The sequence below is a fragment of the candidate division KSB1 bacterium genome (assembly GCA_024655945.1).
In the GTDB taxonomy this organism is placed as follows: domain Bacteria; phylum Zhuqueibacterota; class Zhuqueibacteria; order JANLFK01; family Oleimicrobiaceae; genus Oleimicrobium.
This window is the reverse complement of record JANLFK010000007.1, coordinates 53,857-73,239: the sequence shown is the minus strand read 5'-3', so window position 1 is coordinate 73,239 and position 19,383 is coordinate 53,857. Positions and strand designations below refer to the sequence as shown.

Annotated in this window: 17 protein-coding genes; 7 read left to right on the top strand and 10 right to left on the bottom strand. The window is 62.2% G+C overall.

The features are described 5' to 3' along the window. Positions 1-26: 26 nt before the first annotated feature. The 10 genes from NUW13_10220 to larA form a co-directional block, all read right to left on the bottom strand. Positions 27-1,484, bottom strand: a complete 1,458-nt coding sequence (locus tag NUW13_10220) for a sugar transferase (protein ID MCR4439399.1) — start codon at positions 1,482-1,484, stop codon at positions 27-29. Positions 1,485-1,489: 5 nt separating this feature from the next. After that, a complete protein-coding gene (locus tag NUW13_10215; GenBank protein MCR4439398.1) occupies positions 1,490-2,455 on the bottom strand; it encodes a GDP-mannose 4,6-dehydratase in 966 nt (321 codons plus the stop codon). Between the two features lie 72 nt (positions 2,456-2,527). Next, the gene (locus tag NUW13_10210) at positions 2,528-4,879 is read right to left on the bottom strand and encodes a polysaccharide biosynthesis tyrosine autokinase (GenBank protein MCR4439397.1); all 2,352 of its coding nucleotides are present in this window, start codon (positions 4,877-4,879) and stop codon (positions 2,528-2,530) included. Position 4,880: 1 nt separating this feature from the next. Then, positions 4,881-5,606 carry a polysaccharide biosynthesis/export family protein gene (locus NUW13_10205; protein MCR4439396.1) on the bottom strand — a complete coding sequence of 242 codons (726 nt, stop codon included), beginning with the start codon at positions 5,604-5,606 and terminating at the stop codon, positions 4,881-4,883. An 11-nt stretch (positions 5,607-5,617) separates the two neighbouring features. Next, positions 5,618-6,349 (bottom strand): STAS domain-containing protein, encoded by a 732-nt coding sequence (locus tag NUW13_10200; GenBank protein ID MCR4439395.1) that lies wholly within the window; start codon positions 6,347-6,349, stop codon positions 5,618-5,620. 206 nt (positions 6,350-6,555) lie between these two features. After that, positions 6,556-8,034 (bottom strand): glycogen synthase GlgA, encoded by a 1,479-nt coding sequence (gene glgA, locus NUW13_10195; GenBank protein ID MCR4439394.1) that lies wholly within the window; start codon positions 8,032-8,034, stop codon positions 6,556-6,558. A 129-nt stretch (positions 8,035-8,163) separates the two neighbouring features. Continuing rightward, the gene (rlmD, locus tag NUW13_10190; protein MCR4439393.1) at positions 8,164-9,597 is read right to left on the bottom strand and encodes a 23S rRNA (uracil(1939)-C(5))-methyltransferase RlmD; all 1,434 of its coding nucleotides are present in this window, start codon (positions 9,595-9,597) and stop codon (positions 8,164-8,166) included. A gap of 93 nt (positions 9,598-9,690) precedes the next feature. Then, positions 9,691-10,086: a C40 family peptidase gene (locus NUW13_10185; GenBank protein MCR4439392.1), complete on the bottom strand. Its 396-nt coding sequence runs from the start codon at positions 10,084-10,086 to the stop codon at positions 9,691-9,693. Then, positions 10,083-10,220 (bottom strand): hypothetical protein, encoded by a 138-nt coding sequence (locus NUW13_10180; protein ID MCR4439391.1) that lies wholly within the window; start codon positions 10,218-10,220, stop codon positions 10,083-10,085. Before NUW13_10180 ends, NUW13_10185 begins: the two co-directional genes overlap by 4 nt. A gap of 87 nt (positions 10,221-10,307) precedes the next feature. After that, positions 10,308-11,585, bottom strand: coding sequence for a nickel-dependent lactate racemase (gene larA, locus NUW13_10175; protein MCR4439390.1), 1,278 nt, complete (start codon positions 11,583-11,585; stop codon positions 10,308-10,310). A gap of 175 nt (positions 11,586-11,760) precedes the next feature. On the opposite strand from larA, the gene NUW13_10170 reads away from it, so the two are divergent. The 7 genes from NUW13_10170 to NUW13_10140 all read left to right on the top strand — a co-directional run bounded on the left by NUW13_10170 (position 11,761) and on the right by NUW13_10140 (position 19,373). Continuing rightward, complete coding sequence (locus NUW13_10170; protein ID MCR4439389.1) at positions 11,761-12,858, top strand: glycosyltransferase; 1,098 nt, start codon at positions 11,761-11,763, stop codon at positions 12,856-12,858. Beyond that, the gene (locus tag NUW13_10165) at positions 12,855-13,709 is read left to right on the top strand and encodes a class I SAM-dependent methyltransferase (protein ID MCR4439388.1); all 855 of its coding nucleotides are present in this window, start codon (positions 12,855-12,857) and stop codon (positions 13,707-13,709) included. Before NUW13_10170 ends, NUW13_10165 begins: the two co-directional genes overlap by 4 nt. Next, positions 13,706-14,719: a radical SAM protein gene (locus tag NUW13_10160; GenBank protein MCR4439387.1), complete on the top strand. Its 1,014-nt coding sequence runs from the start codon at positions 13,706-13,708 to the stop codon at positions 14,717-14,719. Before NUW13_10165 ends, NUW13_10160 begins: the two co-directional genes overlap by 4 nt. Further along, entirely contained in the window at positions 14,712-15,662 is a 951-nt protein-coding gene (locus NUW13_10155) for a flippase-like domain-containing protein (GenBank protein ID MCR4439386.1), read from the top strand. Before NUW13_10160 ends, NUW13_10155 begins: the two co-directional genes overlap by 8 nt. 179 nt (positions 15,663-15,841) lie before the next feature. Next, positions 15,842-16,360 carry a transposase gene (locus NUW13_10150; GenBank protein MCR4439385.1) on the top strand — a complete coding sequence of 173 codons (519 nt, stop codon included), beginning with the start codon at positions 15,842-15,844 and terminating at the stop codon, positions 16,358-16,360. A gap of 408 nt (positions 16,361-16,768) precedes the next feature. Continuing rightward, complete coding sequence (locus NUW13_10145) at positions 16,769-17,425, top strand: polysaccharide deacetylase family protein (protein ID MCR4439384.1); 657 nt, start codon at positions 16,769-16,771, stop codon at positions 17,423-17,425. Positions 17,426-17,795: 370 nt separating this feature from the next. Continuing rightward, positions 17,796-19,373, top strand: a complete 1,578-nt coding sequence (locus tag NUW13_10140; GenBank protein ID MCR4439383.1) for a capsule assembly Wzi family protein — start codon at positions 17,796-17,798, stop codon at positions 19,371-19,373. Positions 19,374-19,383 lie beyond the last annotated feature (10 nt).

Here is a 19,383-nt window from a genome sequence, read left to right as displayed (position 1 = left end):
GACAGTTCCTTCCTAACCACCGCCGTTCACGCTGCCCCGTAGCCAAATAGTACCACGAAAATAGTCTTGAGCAGAATCTTGACGTCCAACCACAGGGTCCAGTTGTCGATGTACTCCATGTCCATTTCCATCCAGCGCTCGAAGGAGATCTTGTTGCGCCCGCTCACCTGCCAAATGCAGGTGATGCCCGGTTTGAGCGACAGGCGGCGGCGTTGCCAGACCTGGTACATCTCGACCTCCACCGGCAGTGGCGGCCGCGGCCCCACGATGCTCATATCGCCTTTGAGCACATTGAAGAACTGCGGCAGCTCGTCGATGCTGGTCTTGCGCAAGATGCGTCCCACCGGGGTGACCCGCGGGTCCTTCTTGATCTTGAACACCGGCCCGTCCATTTCATTCATCCTCTCCAACTCGCGCCGCTTCATTTCCGCCCCGACGATCATCGTGCGGAATTTGTAGAGGGTGAACTTGCGGCCGTTCAACCCACAGCGGGTCTGTTTGAAAAGGACTGGCCCCTTGGAGGTCAACTTGATGGCCAACGCAGTGAGGGCCATGAGCGGGGCAAAAAGGATGATGAAGAAGATGGACAGGAAAATGTCCATGGTGCGCTTGACGAACAGCTCCCACTGCTTTGCCCTGAAGGTCTCGAATTCCAACAGGGGGAAGCCGCTAAAGTCGGTTTGGCGGGTGCGCGCGATCTGCAGGTCGTAGAGGTCAAGGCTAATGGCGGTGGCGATCCCCTCCTTCTCGCACGCCAGGATCGCCTCATCGATGCGGTGGAGCCACAGCCTGGGCACGACAAAGATGACGCGGTCGATCACCTTGCGATGGATGATGAAGGGGATGTCCTGGATGCGACCCAGCACGCGGTAACCCTCCACCTCCTTGCCGTACATACCGTGCTCGTCGTCGATGAGGCCTACGATGCGCAACCCCCAGTTGGCATGGCTCTTCACCGCGCGGATGAATTCCCGCGCCCTCTTGCCGGTGCCCACAATCAGAAGGTTCACCTGATTGTAACCGCGCATGTGGATGTAGTCCAGGAAGGCGAGGAAGAGCCTCTTCTCCACCAGCAGGAGGAGCGTGGCGGTGACGGTGAACACGGCAATGAAGAAACGGCTGGTCAGTTGAGCCTGCAGGGCGAACACGACGCTTCCGGCCGCGATGCCGGCCAGCAGGCTAGCCCGGATGATGGTGGAGGCCAACTGCCCGAATGTTTTCAACCGGAACTCGCTGTACAGCCCCAACCAGCCTAAGAGGATGACCCACAGCGGAGGAAGGATGAGTGGCATCCACGAGTTGTTGCGGGTAAAGACCACCAAGCCGCCCAACGTAGGCCCACGACTGTACGCCTTGACCGACAGGGCGATCAGCTGCCGCAGGAATTCGTCAAAAAAGTAAGCGAGGGCAAAAGAGAGGAGGACCACCAGCAGGTCCAGCACCCTCGCCACGCTCCGCAGGAATATTTCCTTTTCCTCTACCATCCGCCTCAGGTGCGGTTTGCCGTCTCCTGTTGGGCCCGATACCACTGCACAAAGCGCTCGATCCCCTCTTCGATGGGCACCTTGGGCGCATAGTCCAGTTCCTTGCGCGCCCGGCTGATGTCGGCATAGGTAATCGGCACGTCGCCCGGCTGCTCCGGCAGGCGCTCCACCTTGGCCTCTCTGCCCAGGCAGCTGCTGATCAGGGAAATGAGATAGCTCAGCTCGACCGTGCGCGACTCGCCGAGGTTGTAGATGGCGTAGCCCTGGCAGCGGTCGAGCGCAGCCACCAGCCCGTCGATGATGTCGGTGATGAAGGTGTAATCCCGCCGCGAGCTCCCGTCGCCGAACATGGGCACCTTGGCACCAGCATCGATGAGCCGGGTGAACTTGTGAATGGCCATGTCCGGCCGCTGTCGTGGCCCATACACGGTGAAGAAACGCAGGCAGCTCACCGATATGCCAAAGAGGTGGTGATAGGTATAACAGAGCAACTCGCCCGCCTTCTTGGTTGCCGCATACGGCGAGACGGGGTGGTCAACGGGATCATCCTCCGCAAAAGGGACCTTCCTGTTCGCGCCGTAGACCGAGCTGGAAGAGGCAAATATGAACCTATGCACCCCATGCCTCTTGGCCATCTCCAAGAGGTTGTTGGTGCCACGGCAGTTCACCTCTTGGTACAAGAGCGGCTCCCTGATGGACGGCCGTACCCCCGCCCGCGCCGCCAAGTGGATCACCGCGTCAAAACGCTCGCCGGCAAAGACCTGCTCGAGCAGGGGGTAGTCGAGAATGTCCCCTTCCACCAGGCGGAAGTCGCTTCGCGGCAGCAAGCCACGGAGGTTATCCCGCTTGACCTTAGGGTCATAGAAGTCGTTAAAGTCGTCCAAACCCACTATACTGTGGCCCTCAACCAACAGTCGCTCGCCAAGATGAGAGCCAATGAAACCGGCCGCTCCGGTCAAGAGAATGCGCATCAGCTCACCCTCGTTTATGTGTAGCAAAGCCCGCGCACGCCACCGATCTTCCCTTCCCTTGTCCCATGCGCGTCAGTAGTGGTAGTAACTGTAGGCCTGGTGGGAGCGGTACGACTCGACGCCGTTGAGGATGACCCCAAGCACATTCACGGGGATGTTCTTCAAGGCCTCCAATCGCTCTCTTGCCACGTCTCTCCTGGTCTTGCCGGCCCGGATGACGATAGGCATGGCATCCACCTGCGTGCCCAGGACGATGGCGTCTGTGGCGGCATTCAGCGGCGGGCTGTCGAAGATGACCACATCGAAGCGGCGGCGCACCTCCTCGATGAAGCGCCGCATCTGCAGCGATCCCAGCAGCTCAGACGGGTTGGGGATGAGCGCGCCACAACTCACCAGCGAAAGGTTGGGGATGTGCGTCTCCGAGACGATTTCCGACAAGGTGGCCGTGCCGGAAAGGTAGTTGGTCAGCCCCGGCTCCTTGGGGCAGCCAAACGTGTTGTGCAGCACCCCTCGCCGCAAGTCGCCATCGACCAGCAGGGTATTGCTCTTCTGCTGGGCGATGATGATGGCCAGATTCGCTGTGGTGAACGACTTGCCCTCATTGGCCGCGATGCTGGTGATGACAAGGGCGCGGATCTTCCCCGCCTGCTTGGAAAAGAGCAGATTGGTACGCAATGCCCGATAAGCCTCGCCGATCGGCGTGGGCGAATAGTCGTGCGTCACTAAGAGCCTGTCCACCAAACGCGCCCGCTGTGAGTCGTCGTACTCACTGAGGTCTCGAAAGTCCAGCACCGGCACCGCGCCCAGGACCTGCAGCCGCAAGTGGGCACGCACGTCCTCGGGGGTACGAAGCGTCTTGTCCGCCAGCTCCAGGATGGCGGCAACTAAACAGCCCAAGAGCAGGCCCAGGATGCCGCCCAAGAGCAGAATCTTCTTGCGGCCCATGGAGATGGGCTTTGTTGGCACCGTTGCCCGATCCAAGAATCCTATCTTCTGTGCTTCCACCGACTGGGCAATGCGTTCTTCTTCTACAAGGCGCACCAGTTCGTTGTACAGGCGGGCGTCTGCGTCCGCCTGCCGCTGCAGTTCTGCGAACTGGTCCATAATCACCGGCGCGACCGCCTTCTGGGAGCGGAACTGAGCAAGAGCCCGAACCACCTCTTGCTCCTGCTCGCTTAGAGTGTTCAGGTAGGCGCGCGCGGCGGCAGCAATCGTCTGGTATTCCCGGATTATCTTATCGTTCAACTCCCGATATTGCGGATGCGCATCGGTGAGGCCACGTCCAACGACCGTCGTCTGCCACTGCCGTTCTAAGTGGCCCAGGCGCTGCATGGCAAGCTGCACTTCGGGAACGGTGGCCAACCCTTCGGTCTGCGCCAAGGCCTGAATGACGAAACGGCCGGTCTGCTCACGCCGCTCTGGCGAAAAGTCCGTGCCCAGCTCGTCGATGAGCATGCGCAACGCCTTCTTGCGGTCGGTGAGGGCACGCTGCTGGGCCTCCAGGCGAACAAGGGCCTCACTCTGGCCGACATTGCCCGCCGCTTCCACGAAGGGGTAACGCTGCTTGAACCTGCGCAGCTCCTCCGCGCTGGCCCGGTATTTCTCTTCTGCAACGCGCATCCTCCCTTCCAGCACGCTGAGCGTGCGCAGGCCATCGCGCCGCTGCATGTTTCTGGCCTCTTCGATGTAGATTTCCGCCACGTAGTTGACCATGTTGGCCGCGCGTACCGGGTCGGTGTCCGTCACGATAAGGGCAACCACATCAGGCGGGTTGCGGAAGATGGTCTTGACGCGGGATTGCAAGAAGCTTGCGGCGCTCTGCACGCTTCGCACCCTAAAGGGAATGCTCATGGGCGGGGCATAGACTTCAGCCTGCAAGCGATAGGTAAAACCGTTCACCGTGCGCGCGCTGTCGAGGATCTGGCGGGCTGGCCCACTGTCGATCACCCGGCTGCCTTGGGCCTCCACATGCTTCAGGGAATACCGTCCCTGCTCGTCGAACTCCAGCACATAGGAACCCTGGACCGGCTCCGGCGCGGCGCGGAACTCGGCAAAAACCTGCCCCGGGGCCTGACTGCGGAAGGCTCCTTGGAGCTCGACGATAAGCCCAAACTGGGCCGCGGCCCGCTCGGCGAAAGAGCGTGTGCCCAGCTCCCAGACGTGCGCGCGGTCGAGGGCGGCTTCCTTGTTGCGCCCTTCATAGCCACGCACCCAAATGCGGGCCATGGCACTGTACACCGGCACCGTCTTCTTGGCCCGATAGCCGGCAACGGCCAAGGCGAAAAGCGCCACCCCCAGGACGACCCACTTGCGGCGGATGATGCCGCGCAGCAGACGGCCGAGGTTGAATTGGACCCGTGGCGCCTCTTCCTCGAGCAGCAAACTCTCTATGTTGGGTAGACCCCCCTCTGAAGGCACACCCATATCAACCCCACCTCTTGATGGAGACGTAGAGCGAGATCAAAGAGACGATGAACTGAAAGTAGTAGACAAAGTCGCGGAAGGTGAGGCGCGGCACGCGCGGCGCATAGATGACGTCACCACTCCTCACGCCGATTTCCGCTAAGGACGAACCGCGTTCCCAGCTGGTCAGGAGGCTCTTTTTCACGGTGCGGCCGCCACGCCGCAGCTGCAAGCGCTGCAGGTCACACTCAGGCCCTGGCCCACCAGCCCGCTCGATGACACTCCAGAGAGCTTCCATGGGGTCCACGCGATACGAACCCGGTTGCCGAAAATGACCAAGGAGAGTCACCCGCACCAGCGGCGTCACCGTGATGATCGGGTCTCGGGTGTACGGGCGCAGCTTTTCGCGCAGCAGCTCCACCAGCCCGTCCGGCGTGATTCCCACGACCTTGAGCTTACCGAAGATGGGGAGTGTTATGTACCCCTCGCCGTCAATCACATACTCGTTGCTGAACTTGGTGGCAAAAGTTTGTAGTTCGGCCCGCTCCCAGCTTTCCCAAATGAGGATTCGCACCCCGTCGCCGTAGCCGAAGGGCGGTGCGCCGCTGCCTGCGGGCACCTCTTGCCCAGACAAGGGGGGCGCCCACCACAACAAAAAGGCCACAGCCAACATGACTGGGCCAAGCATGCCTTGAGGCCCGCCCCAGGTGCCTGTCGCTCGCGCTTCACTGTTTCGCTGTGCCACCATGAGTTCCCTCATCACCGCGAGCGGTAAAATCGATACCGCTTCTCCTTGGTATCCAAGTTGAGCCTCTTCAACAGTGCCCGCACCTTGAAGTAGTTCATGCGGGTGTAACCAAAACGAGGGGAGTTCAGGGCACGCATCACTCCCCAAGCTCCGTTGTTCGGGTTCTCGAGGACGATCTTCCGCACCTTCTCGGTGAGCGGCAGGTCGATAGCCTCAGCGGGTCGACCGTAGGAAGCTGGCTCCCCAACTCCCCCCGGTGCAGCCTGTAGTGTGGCCGGCGCGGCTCTGCTCGCAGCTGGCTGCTGCAGGCGCACTGCCGGCTGCATGTCAAAGTCCAAGGACGGCACCACCTGCCGGCGAGCGCTCTTCGACAGATCGTACCCGGCGCACACGTCAAAGTCATCGATGGCCTCCTCGAGGCTTTCGTAGGAGGCGAGGATGCGATTGAACTCCAGCATCTCGAACACCTCGCGCACCTCGGGGGTCATGTGCACAATCTTCAGGTCGCCGCCGCTCTCGCGAATGCTGCGTATCTCACCGACAAACACGCCCCAGCCAGCACTACTGATGTAGTTGACCGCACTGAGGTCGACCACGATCTGATAGTGCTCTTCTTGCAGAAGCCTGGTCACGGCCTTGTGCAGGTCCGGAGCAGTGGTGGCGTCCACGTACCCCTTGACGCGCAGCAGAGTGACCGTGCCCGCCGCGCCCACCTGTGATGTCCGAAGCTGAATACCCTCCATGAATGCCTTACGGTATGGGTCGCAATGCGGCTACTGTCGGACTATTCCCGTTCGCAACTATGGTGCCAGTTCGCGGGCCCCGCGGCAGCGGCGCTCCGGTGCAGGAAAACAAGGCATTACTGCCTTCTGCGCGCAGTCTCCGACCTGATCTTGTTGCAGGGATGTCGTCTGCGGAAACACGCTGTCCCAGCCTGCAACAGCCGACGCTACTTCCTTCTGCTCGCCTCCAGCTTGGCATACAGCTTGACGTACTTGGTCGCGGAGTTCTTCCAGCTAAAGTTGCTGCGCATGGCGCTCCTCACCAGGCGCAGCCAGGTCTTTTGATCTAAAAACACGGCCAGGGCTCTTTCCACCGCGTGCAGCATGGCAGCAGCGCTGTACTCCGTGAAGACAAAACCATTGCCCGTGCCTCCCCGTGGGTCAAAGTCGACAATCGTGTCGGCCAGCCCGCCGCTCGCCCGCACAATGGGGATCGTGCCATAGACCAAGCTGTACATCTGGTTCAGTCCACATGGCTCGTACCGGGACGGCATGAGGAACATGTCAGCCCCAGCTTCGATCTGGTGGGCAAGGGCGTTGTCAAAGCGGAGATTGACGGAGACCTTCTTCGGATTGCGCCTGGCAAACCCGGCCAAGAGTTTGTGGTATTTCCGGTCGCCAGTTCCGAGGATGACAAGTTGGACGTCCATCTTCATTAGCGCAGGGAGCGCCTCTGCCACTAAGTCGAATCCTTTTTGGTCGGCGAGACGGGAGATCATCCCGATCACCGGGACCTCGGGGCGATACGGCAAGCCCAGGACCTCAACCAGCGCCTTCTTGTTCTCGGCTTTGCCCGCAAGATCAGTGGCAGCGTAGGTCCTGGCGATCAGCGGATCGGTCTTGGGGTTCCAGACCGTGTCGTCGATGCCATTGAGGATGCCGTACAACACATCACGCCGCGCGCGCAGCACCTCCTGCAGGCCGCAGCCCATCTCCGGATCGGAAGTGATCTCTTCAGCATAACGCTCGCTCACCGTGGAAATGGCGTCGGCAAACACGATGCCGGCCTTCATGAAGCTCAACTTTCCGTAGAACTCTACGCCACCCGGGTCGCGGAAGAGCTCCGCCGGCAGACCAGTGAGGGCAAACTTGGCCTTTGGAAAGACGCCCTGGTAGGCCAAGTTATGGATGGTAAAGAGCGTGGAAGTCCTGGCGAAGAGGCGCTCGTGGCTGTAGGTGGTCTTGAGTAGAACTGGAATGAGTCCGGTGTGCCAGTCGTTGCAGTGAATCACATGCGGCTGCCAGTGGAGGAGCTTCACCGTCTCCAAGACACCCTTGCAGAAGAAAGTGAAGCGCTCTGCGTTATCAGGCCAGTCCTTGCCGGTCTTGGGGTCCGTGTAAAGTTCCTGCCGGCCGAAGAGGGGCGGATAGTCCAGGAAGTAAACCTGGACCTTCGTCTCCGGGATGAACGCCGACTTGACGCTGCCGACCAGTTTCTCGCCGCCCAGGTCGACAGCTATCTCCCTGAGGCGAATGACCTCACGCAGCACATACTTGCGCTCGTTGATCGAGCCGTACTTGGGCATCATCACGCGGATGTCATGGCCGAGGTCTTGCAACGCCTTGGGCAGAGCGGCAGCCACATCGGCAAGTCCGCCCGTCTTGGCAAAGGGCGCAACTTCTGAGGCAACGTACAGTATCTTCAGCGGCGATCTCATTGCATCCTCACGCGTCAGTTGCATACCCAACCCATTATTCCATACGGCAAGAATCGACCTGTGAAGATACGAAAATTCCCCGCCAAAATCAATGAGAAAAAAGCCCTTAGCCCATGGTCAAGGGATACCTTTCTCTTGCCCACTCTCCTTTTCCAGCAGGGCCACTGCCTCGACATGCCAGGTCTGGGGGAACATGTCTACCGGCGTCACCTCCCGCAGGCGATAGCCGCCTTGGCACAGCACTCCCAGGTCGCGCGCCAAAGTTGCCGGATTGCATGACACGTACACAATCCGCCGCGGGGCCATCTCGGCGAGCACTTCCAGCACCCGCGGATGCACTCCGGCACGGGGCGGGTCGACCACCACGACCTCCGTCCGGATATTTCCTGCCTCGGCCGCCATCTTCTCCAAAGAAGTGCGCACGTCGCCGCTCACGAAATGGCAGTTGCCAATGGCGTTGCGTGCGCAATTGCGTCTGGCGTCCGCCACGGCCTCCCCGGCCAGCTCAAAGCCCCATACCTCGCGCGCCTTCTCCGCCAAAAAGATGCTGATGGTGCCCGTGCCACAGTAGAGGTCGAACACCACCTCGTCGCCGCGCAGGCTGGCGTATCGCCGCACCACTTCGTACAGGCGGAGGGCTTGCTGCGGGTTGGATTGGAAAAAGGAGTTGGCAGAGATTTCAAACCGATACCGTCCGAGCTGCTCCTCGATGGCAGGCTGTCCGGCGAGAACGACTTGTTGCTCTCCGTACGCCACGTTCGCCGGCGAGGTGGAGACGGTTGCCACGACGCTCACAATGGCGGGGAATCGCTCTCTCAATCCGACGGAAAGGGTTTTCAGCGCGGTTTCATCGAACGCAGAGGTCACTATGTTGACCATCACCTGCCCGGTCTGCTTTCCCTCGCGAATGACCGCGTGTCGCCAGAACCCCTGGCGGCTTGCCGCCGAGTAGGCCGGAAGGCCCGAGCGTCGCGCAATCTGCCGGATTTCCGCCAAAATCTGGTTGCTCACAGGTGACAGCAAATGGCACTCGCTCACGTCCACTACTGCGTCGAAGCGCCCACGGGGGTGGAGGCCAAGGTACAGCCCCGCCTCACGGTTGCCTTCCTGGCTCAAGCGGGCAGCAGGCACCCACGCGCGGTCGGAAAAGGCAAATTCCATCTTGTTGCGGTAGAAAAACTGCTGTGGGCTGAGCAACGCGGGGGTCACCGGCGGCGACTGGATGCCGCCTAGGCGCTCGAGGCAGTCAACCACGTGCTGGCGCTTCACCTCGAGCTGGGCACCGTAGCGGAGGTGCTGCAATTGGCAGCCGCCACAGTCCGGAAAGTGAAGACAACGTGGTGCGGTTGCCAGAGGCGATTGCCGCACCACCTCGACGATGCGCGCCTCAGCAAACGTGCGCTTGCGGCGCGTGATGTGCACCCGGACAATCTGCTCTGGCAGGCCCCCCTCCACAAAGACGACCAGGTCGTTAACCCTTGCCACGCCTTTGCCACCGAAGGCAAGAGAAAGAACCTGCACCTCTATTTCCGCGCCCTTTTCCAGGCTCATTGGCTGTGCGCTCACTTTGTTTCCCTCGAGCAAAAAGAAGAGCCGGCGGCGTGCCGAGCCGGCTCCGAGACTGCTCCTCTGCTCAGCACCGTGTCAGCGTACGACATACCCGACGAGGCGGCGCGCGCCCACGTAGTGCTGGCGAAAATAGCTCTCGTCAAGTTCAGAGATTATCACCCCCTTAGTCGGGCTGGCATGGACAAAGCGCCCCTTTGCCACGTAGATGCCGACATGGGCAACCTCACCCACCCCGGCTGCCTCGAAGAAGACCAAGTCTGAAAAACGCAGGGAGTCCCGCTCCACTGGCTCGCCGATCCGGTACATGCCCTCTGCGGAGCGCGGCAGGGTCAACCCCCAGGCGCGACGGAACACGGCGTAAACAAAGCCTGAGCAGTCGGTCCCTTCGGGCGAGGACCCTCCCCACACGTAGGGGGCATTGAGGAAGGCCTTGATCTCTTCTGCCAAGGCAAGGATCTGCTCATCGGTCAATCCAGTCCAGGTGCGCCGCTGACGGGAAGGGCCACCGCGCCGCGGTTCACCCACAGAGTCGACGCCTCCGTCACGGCCAACTCCAGCGGAAGCGTCAGCGCCCGGGCATTTTCCAGCAAACCCCGCCTGCTCATTGCCTCCGCCGAAGGGGCGAGGCGTTGGATGCAAATAACTGCAGCCACTCAAGACCACCAGAGCCATCCAGACGACGCACCGAAACTTCATCCTCTCTCCACTACTGGCAGCGTGAAATGTGCGTGGGGGAGCACCGCCAATTTCGCCCCGGGCGGCAGTTCAGACAGGGCCTGTTCCACCGCCACTTGGGCAGAGGGCTCCACGCGAATGCCCATGGCCGAGGGGGCTGCTGGCGGGAGCATTCCCACCACCGTCACCCTGATCCGGCGCAGCAGTTCGCGCAATCCAAGGGCAGTGGTGCCGAACGAACGGTAATCCTGTCGGAGCTTGCTGGCCAGCTCGTGCGGCGTGGAGGTGGCGAAAAAGTCTAAGAAATGCTCGCAGCCGAGTCCTGCGCGGCACTCGGCAATCAGGAGGAGATGGCCACCGTCGCTGACCAGCAGCGCAGCGTTCCGCACGGCGCGAAAGCTCTTGACAAAGTCGTCGTCGAAGGGCGCCCCCCCGCAGCTGGCAATGACCAGAGGCACACGTTGCGCCACAGGTACCTTGTAGAAGCTATCGGCTAGCTGACGCGCCCTCTCCCAACTGGGCGCCAGCGCTCCTGCGCACGCCTGTCGTACCCTGCCATGCGCGTCCACGATCAGGTGCAAGGCAAAGTCCACCTGCACGAACTTCGTGGAGTCCACGATGTCCTGGTAAATGGGGTTACCCGCTGCGACCCCTGGGGCACAGGTGGCCACCAGTCCACCACGCGTCACATCCACCCCCAGTGCGTGGCAGCGCAGCACAGTCTCCAGCCCAGCGCACCCGGGATTTAGCAGCTTCGGGCCGCCCGCATAGCCGGTCAGCGGGTGGTGGCTGGTGCCTCCTGCCACGAGTAGCCGCTCTGCCTTCACCACGTACTTGTGGAGCCACACCGGCGTGCCATTGACCGTCTCCCCAAGGCGCACAAGGTCCGCGAGCTGCCGGCAGTCGTGGTCAACAGTGCGCACACGCCGGTAGAGCTCCGGACCCACCACCTCCTGCCGCTCGGATTCGACCTGCAGCCCATGGCTCCCGGTGGCAAACAGGACGGTGATATCCCGATCGTGAATGCCCTTGCGGTTGAGGAGATCGATCAACAGGGGGAGGAAAACACGGGCACCGCAGCGCCGGGAGGCATCGGGAATGACGATCGTCGTGCGCTCTCCGCGCCGCACCAGTCGTTCCAAGGGTGGGGCACCCAGCGGCTTGCTCAACGCCGCCTTGATGGTGTCCTCTTCGGCAGCAGGGAGGTCGTCCCCAATATCCACCACTGCCAGCACCCGCTCGTCGGGGAGCTCTACTGTGAGGGATGATCGTCCATAGGCCAGTCTCAGCTGCATGACTCCTGCCGCGTTAGTCACTCCGGCCAGTTAGGGGATAGAAAATAACGGAAAAAATCCTCATTGTCAACCGCTTTTTGGCGTGGCCCACGGGTAGCAAAAGCCTTGCTTGTTTCGCGGTTTTTGCCTACTTTTCCACAAAACGTGGATTAGTCACGACCCCAGGTAAGAAACGGTGATTGCGCTCGTGGCGCTGACTGCTCTACTTGTCTACGCGGCCGTGGTCTGCCGCCTCCTGCACGGTCTGCGCGCGTTGCGTCCGCAGGTTCATGCCGCCCGCCCGCGGGTCTCCGTGGTCTGCGCAGCCAGAAATGAGGCCCATAACCTGGACGCCTTGCTTTCTTGCCTCATGGCGCAGTCGTACCCGCCGGAACTCCTGGAGGTCGTGATAGTCGACGATCGCTCCAGTGACGGGAGCGCCGCGCTTCTGGCTCGTTGGCGTGCAGCTCACCCTCGCGTCAAGGTCGTGCACCTAGAGGAGCTGGGACCAGGGATCGGCGCTAAGAAGAACGCCTTGGCGCACGGCATTGCCGCCGCAACCGGCGAGATCCTGCTGCTCACTGACGCGGACTGCCGGCCCTCGCCCCGCTGGGCAGAGGAGATGGTAGGACACTTTGCTGCCGAGGTGGGCCTGGTGGCGGGCTTTGCCCCGCTCTTGGGTGAGGGCGTGCTGGCAGGGGTTGTGGCGGTCGACACTTTAGCCTCGGCGCTCGTCGCTGCCGGAGGAGTCGGGCTACATCGGCCCACGACTTGCACCGGGCGCAACCTCGCCTTTCGGCGCCAGGCATATGCAGAGGTCGAGGGCTACCAAAAGTTCATGTACGCCGTGTCTGGCGACGACGACCTGCTTCTTCATCAGGTGAGCCAACGGACCGACTGGCAGGTGCAGTATGCCGTCTCACCGGCCACGTTCGTGCCCAGCGCGGCGCCGAGAACTCTCCGGCAATTGCTCGCTCAGCGCCGGCGTCACCTTTCGGCAGGGCGCTACTACCCTGCGGGTGTGAAGGCGAGGTACGCACTGCTTCACCTGTGCAACCTCTGCCTGTTCGTCGCCCCAGTTTGGGCGGCGCTGGGCGGCTCTGGGCTGCCACTCTGCAGCCTCTTGCTCTGTGCAAAAGTTGCCGTTGACCTGAAAGCGTTGCTTCTGGCCGGGCGCGCCTTCGCGCAGAGATTCTCTTGGTGGGCGTTTTGTTTATGGGAAATGTACTTTGTGCTGACAAATGTCCTTCTGGGGCCGCTGAGTTGGCTGGGGAGAATCCGTTGGCGCGAGTGACCGTCCCTGGCCGGGGCGTCTGGCCCGAGGCGCTGGAGCACGTGCTCCCAGACCCCAGGCACCCCAACTTTCTGCGCTGGCGGGCCTACCACGAGAGCGGGCGTTGGCGGGGTGAGCTGGTAGAAAACATGCTTGGCCCCTTGCTGCCGCCGCATGCTGTGGTGTTGGACATTGGCTGCGGCACCGGCGGCGCCAGCGTAGCGTTGGCGGCCAAGGGGGCCACCGTCCTCGCCGTGGAGGTGGATGTGGCCCGCCTCAAGGCCACACGGGCATTGGCGGCCGCCGCAGGTGTGCCCGTCCGGCTCGTGCTCGCGGACGGCTGCGCCTTGCCATGCTGCGAACAGACGTGCCACGCTGTGGTCCTGCAGGATGTGCTCGAACACGTAGTGTCGCCGGAGCGACTCCTGCGCGAAGCGGCGCGTGTACTCAGGCCAGGAGGCGTGGCCTTTGTGTCGACGCCGAATCGTTGCTCGCCCTTCAACGCGCTTGCCGACCCCCACTGGGGATTGCCTGGCGTGGCCGTGCTGCCACGGCGGCTGGTCGAGCGGTTCATGAAGGCGCGAGGAGGCGCAGCGGCGCCCCTTCCGGCACCAGCATTGCTATCCCTGCGTCGTCTGCGGCGGCTCATGGAGATGGCCGGACTGGTCATGTCGTTTGCCAATCGTGCTGCAGCGCGCCACATCGCCGCAGAGCCACGCGCTGCGTTCTGTGCGCCTTTTCACCTTCGCATGGCGGCATGGGTACGTAGACTCAAGCTCCTCAAGTGGCTCCCGGGCATCGTCAACGACCGCCTGGGCCTGTTCAATTGGTGGCTCAACCCAAATTGGTACATCATGGCTGAGAAGAGATGAAGGAAGTCGTCCCGCGCAACCTGCTGCGTGCCCTGTCGCCATGGCGTGTGTACAACGTGGCGCTGGCCACGGGCTCCTACGTAGCCTCGCTGGCCGGCCGGCGACCTCTGGTCTGGGCAGAGCCCGCCATCCTCATGGTGGAACCCACCAACCGCTGCAACCTGCGCTGCCCGCAGTGCCACACCGGCTCAGGGAGAATCAATCGTCCCTATGCCCGCTTGTCACCGCAACAGTTTCGGGCCATAATCGACGAGCTCGGGGAGAGCCTCGTCTACCTGCTCCTTTTCAACCAGGGCGAGCCGTACCTGCACCCGGAGTTTTTGGATCTGGTCGAGTATGCCAAGAGCCGCCGCATCTACGTGACCACCAGCACCAACGGCCACTTCTTTGATGCCCCCCAGGTGGTGGAGCGTACGGTCACATCCGGCCTGGACACCCTCGTCGTATCCCTGGACGGGGCAGACAAAGAGACCTACCTGAGGTACCGTTGCGGAGGTGACTTTGAAAAGGTCACCCAAGGCGTTAGGAACATCGTCGCCGCTCGCAGGCGGCTCAAGTCGCCGACTCCCTTGGTGTTCGTGCAGTTCCTCCTGCTGCGGCACAACGAACACCAGCTGCAGGAGATTTGCTCCTTAGCTAAGGAGCTGGGTGCCGACCGTGTCTTGCTCAAGACTGCGCAGGTAGAGACCCCAGCCGAAGCAGAGCAGTTCCTCCCTCGCCAAGAACGTTACCGGCGCTACCGCATCGACCAGGGGCGCCTCCTCATCAAGGGGAGCCGCAGATTGCCGTGCCGCCGTCCCTGGTTCAGCACGGTGGTGAACAGCGATGGCAGAGTTTCGCCCTGTTGCTTTGACAAGGATGGCCGCTACGCGGTGGGCAATATTGCCGAGGCGCCATTGCGCGCCATCTGGCGTTCGCCTGAGTACAATGACTTTCGTGAACGGATCTTGCATGGAGAAGACATCGACATCTGCCGCACTTGCACGGAGGGGACGCGCGTTTTTGTCTAGACGGCGAGTGCTTTTCATCGCCAAGCTTCTGGTCGCCCTCTTGGTGATGACCGTATTGGTCCGGCGCATCCAACCGGTGCGCATTGGGCAGGCGCTGGGCAATGCACGCCTGGGCTATTTTGGGGTAGCTCTGGCTCTGTCTGTGCTCAATCTCTACCTCCAGTTCTGCAAATGGCGTTACCTGGTGCGCCTCATCAAGCCTGAGGTGTCGCTGCGTGAACTGCTCGCCTCCCTTTTTGCCGGGTTCACCTTGGGCTTCATCACCCCAGGCCGGGTGGGGGAGTTCGGCCGCGTGGTCTTTGTAAAGGATCGACCATGGGTCACCCTGTTGGGCTTTGCCTTGTTGGACAAGCTGTACGCTGCCGCGATTCTCTACCTGGGAGGGACCGCGAGTCTGCTGCTGTTTCTGGCTGCACGCCTGCGGCAGCCGCTGGTGCTGTGGCCACTGGTGCTCTTTGCGGCGGTGGTGCTCTTTTTGCTGTACTACTTTGTCTTCCACCCGGAGGCCATGCGCACGCTGCTGTACAGCATCAACATCACCTTGCCGTTTCGGGAGAAGATCAAACAGCTCATTGCCACATTTGACTACTTCGGGCGCAGGCAGGCGTGGGTTCTGTTGGGTCTGTGCGCTGGTTTCTACGTGGTCTACATCGCGCAGTTTTGCATTCTGACGCTGGCGTTTGAGCCTGTACGGGTGTTGGCAGGGGTGCAGGCCGCCACCGCCACGCTCTTTGTCAAGACCCTCGTGCCCATCTCTTTAGGCGATCTTGGCGTGCGTGAGCGCGCGGCGGTGGAGTTTTTCTCGTACGTCCACGTGCAAGACACCACTGCCTTCAATGCCTCGCTTATGCTCTTTGTTATCAACGTGCTGCTTCCCAGTCTTTTCGGGTTAGGATTCATCCTGCGCGAGAAGCTATCCAACGGCGGTCTTGGCAGTTCGTGAGGAGCGCCGCGGGCCCGAACCTCCGGGAGGTTCTTGCGGGCCCGCCAGCAGACATTGGGCCACGTTGGCGTAGTCGGCCAACCTCCCGGAGGTGTGGGCGGCGGGGGCGGACCTCTCGCAGTTCTTGGGGCGGTGGTGTACCCCACGAGGGGCGTTGAGACAATACGGAGGTTTTCCACATGCCTGTCCGCCACGGAGTCTTTGCACCAGGGAACTATTACCATCTCTACAACCGCGGCGTCAGCCGCCAGAACATCTTCTTTTCCGACGAAAACTTCCTGTTCTGTACCAGGCTCATAGAAAAGTACGCCCGCGCCCATCTCATCGCCGTCATCGCCTACTGCCTCATGCCGAACCACTACCACCTCCTCGTGCGTCAGGACGGGCAAGCAGCCGTCTCGCGTTTCATCAGCGTGGTCTTCAACACCTACGTCCAGGCTGTTAATCGACAACTCGGGCGTTCCGGAACGCTCTTTCAGGGGAGATTCCTCCACGTGCAAGTCGAAAGGGAGGAATACCTCGTCCATCTCTGTCGCTACATCCACCTGAACCCGGTGGTTGCCGGCCTCGTCAGGAACCCCGAGGACTGGGCCTTTTCCAACTACCTGGAGTGCGTAGGTAACGGGAGGGCACCTTGCAGGACCGGGCCTTTATCGCTTACTACTTCCCGCGTCCGGAGGACTATGAGCGGTTTGTGAAGGAGTACCCAGTTGACAAAGCGGCTCGCGACGGAGTCCGGCGGTATTTCATCGACTGAACTCTTCTTGGAGGTTCTGGGGGCGCGTGGGAAGCTCCGGGAGGCTCTCGCAGGCTCGCCAGGAGACACTGCGCGAAGTTGACGTGGTGGAGCAACCTCCACGAGGTTTTCGGTGACGCAAGGGAGAAACCTCCGGGAGGTTCTTGTGGGCTCGCCAGCAGGGATTGGGCCACGTTGGCGTGGTCGGCCAACCTCCCGGAGGTGTAAGCTGCAGGGACTTTGGGGGGAGGCCCGACCTCCGGGAGGTTCTTGCGAGCCCGGTAGGGGACATCAGGCCAAGCTGGCGTGGTGGGCCAACCTCCCGGAGGTTTTGGAGAGAGGCCGGAGACGTTAGAGGGATCGCTCGAACATGTACCGCATACCCTGGATACTCAACAAGGTCATCCCGTGGGTCACGTGGCGCGGACCGCATCGCGAGGAAGTCTACCTCACCTTCGACGACGGCCCTGACCCAGAAGGCACCCCGCTGGTTCTCGAGCTTCTGGCCGCCCATGGCTGTCAGGCGACCTTCTTCGTCACCGGCCAGAGGGCGGCTGCCTATCCGGATCTGGTGCGGCGCGTAGTCCGCGCCGGCCATGGCCTGGGCACCCACTCCTTCGACCACGCCCGGCTGTCGCGGCTCAGCTTTGGCGCCATCCGCCGGGACCTGTCGCGCACCGACGAGGCGGTGGCGTTGGCCGCGGGCTGGGCGCCCCGCTGCCTTCGCCCGCCGTACGGCTCCCTCAGTCTGACTCTGGTCAAAGCAGCCTCGGCTGCCGACAAGCGCATCGTCCTCTGGACCATAAGCGCCGGCGACTACCGCCCCGACGCTGATCCGGAGCGCATGGCCCGCTGGCTCCTCCGCCACATGCGCGGCGGCGACATCGTGCTTCTGCATGACGGCCTCCCCCATGCCGCACGCACGGCACATGTGTTGGCACTCTTGCTCCCCCAACTGCCAGCCCTTGGCCTGCGGGCCAGGGCGCTGCCCATGGCTCTTCCCCCGGCTCCAGCTCCGGCTGCGTAAACGACCGGCCACGGTTTGTGAAAGGCGGCTGCCGCCGCATGGCGTCGCGCCGATGGGCCCCTTTGGGTTGCGGCACAGGGAAGTCTCCTCTCCTCGGGGCGAGGAGGAAACCTGCCCTGGAGCGACTGGCAAGAGTCCGGGGCGATCCCACGGCAGCCGCAGGCCCTGTCTTCAGTCCGGCCGGTTTGTGCCGGCGCTGCCGCCCCATCGCTCTCCTCTCCGCGACGCTCCTCGCCATTTCTCCGCCTGTTCCAGCACCTTGGCAAAAAAGGCCTTGAATTTTGCCTGCGATTTGCTAAATTGTTGCACAGCCCTGCACTCCACAAAGGACCAAGGGCACTGCCGGACCAGAACTGTGCGAGGGAGTCGCGTGTCCAAAGCCACATGTCTGCTCGTGACCGGAACGATCCTACTGTGCGGTGTCCTCCCCGTCGCCGGCCAGTCGGTCAACCTGCCGTTGGACCATTGGGCCTATCGCCTTCTCGAACGTTTGGAGACCAAAGGCCTGGTCAGGGAAGTTGGCCTGCGGGCGCTGCCCCTGTCCCGCCAGCAGGTGGCAGAGCTCATCGCCGCTGCCGATCGAGCGCTCCGGGACCATCCTTCCGCCTTCAGTCGTAGCGAACGCGCGCTCCTGGAGCAGCTGAAGGGCGAGTTTTGCGATGACCCGCCGGTCGCCGGGCTCGAGGTGCAGCCGCGCTATCGCGAGCGGCATCTTTTGCGCTGGCAAGAAGGGGAAAGCTACGCCTTTGTCGACGCGCTCTTCGCCCAGGCAGTGGATGCCCATGCTGCGGACACCATGGCCACAGGGGAGCGGCAATGGCGCACCATGGCCGGCACGATCGTGCGCGGCGCCATCGAGGGCAAGCTCGGCTTTTACTTAGACGCGCGCAACACCATGCGCCGCGGGGGCAAGGTGCCCGAGGAGAGCTTTGACCCACGGCACGGCCTGCCAGTGGTTACCTCCGGGAGGAATGTCTATTCCGACCAGGCGGAGGCCTATGCGGCGGTGCAGTTCTGGCGAGTCCATCTCCAGGCAGGGCGCATGCAGGCGCACTGGGGTCCTGGGTGGCGGGGTGGACTCCTCCTTTCGCGCAACGCCCCTCTGTTCGACGCCTTTCGCCTGACCGTGCCGTTCAAGCGCTTTTCCTTTTCGGCATTGCACGCGTTTCTCACCGGACTGGGCAGGCCACGCTACCTGGCAGGGCATCGCCTGGAGGTGCGCCTGGCCGATTGGCTGATGTTGGCCGGCACCGAGAGCGTGCTCTACGGCCGCAGGGACGTCGAGTTCAGCTACCTCAACCCGCTCATGCCTTACCACGTGGCTGAACATCACCTCGGAGATCGGGACAACAACATGATGAGCTTCGACGTGGTGGCATTTCCCCTGCGCAACGTGAAGGCCTATGCCGAACTCCTGTTGGACGACATGACCCTGACCAAGAACCCGCTGCGCTACTACGGCGACAAGTTCGGCTTCACTCTCGGCGGCCATTGGGTGGCGCCTATTGGCCTGCAGGAGGCCGCCCTGCGCGCGGAGTACACGCGCATCGAGCCGTTTGTGTACACGCACTATGACTCGCTCAACGTCTACCTGCACTACGACCGCATCATCGGCCATTGGTTAGGCCCGGACGCCGACTGTTTAACCTTAGCAGCGGAGTACCAGTGGAGCCGGGATATTTTCACGCAACTCTGGGCGCAATGGCGGCGCCACGGCAAGGGGGATGTGTGGACTCCGTATCCGGAAGACGGCTCGGAGCGAAAGAGCTTTCTGGCCGGCACCGTGGAGTCGGCCACCACCTGGGGCGCGCAGGTCAGCGACCAGGTGCGCAAGGACATCTTTGTGAGCTTCGCTTACGTGCACACGGCGCTGCGCAACCGGGCTCATGTGGCTGGAGCGCGCGGTTTCGAGCGGCAGGCGAGCATCCAGGTGGCGGTCAACTATTAGGAGGCCCGCT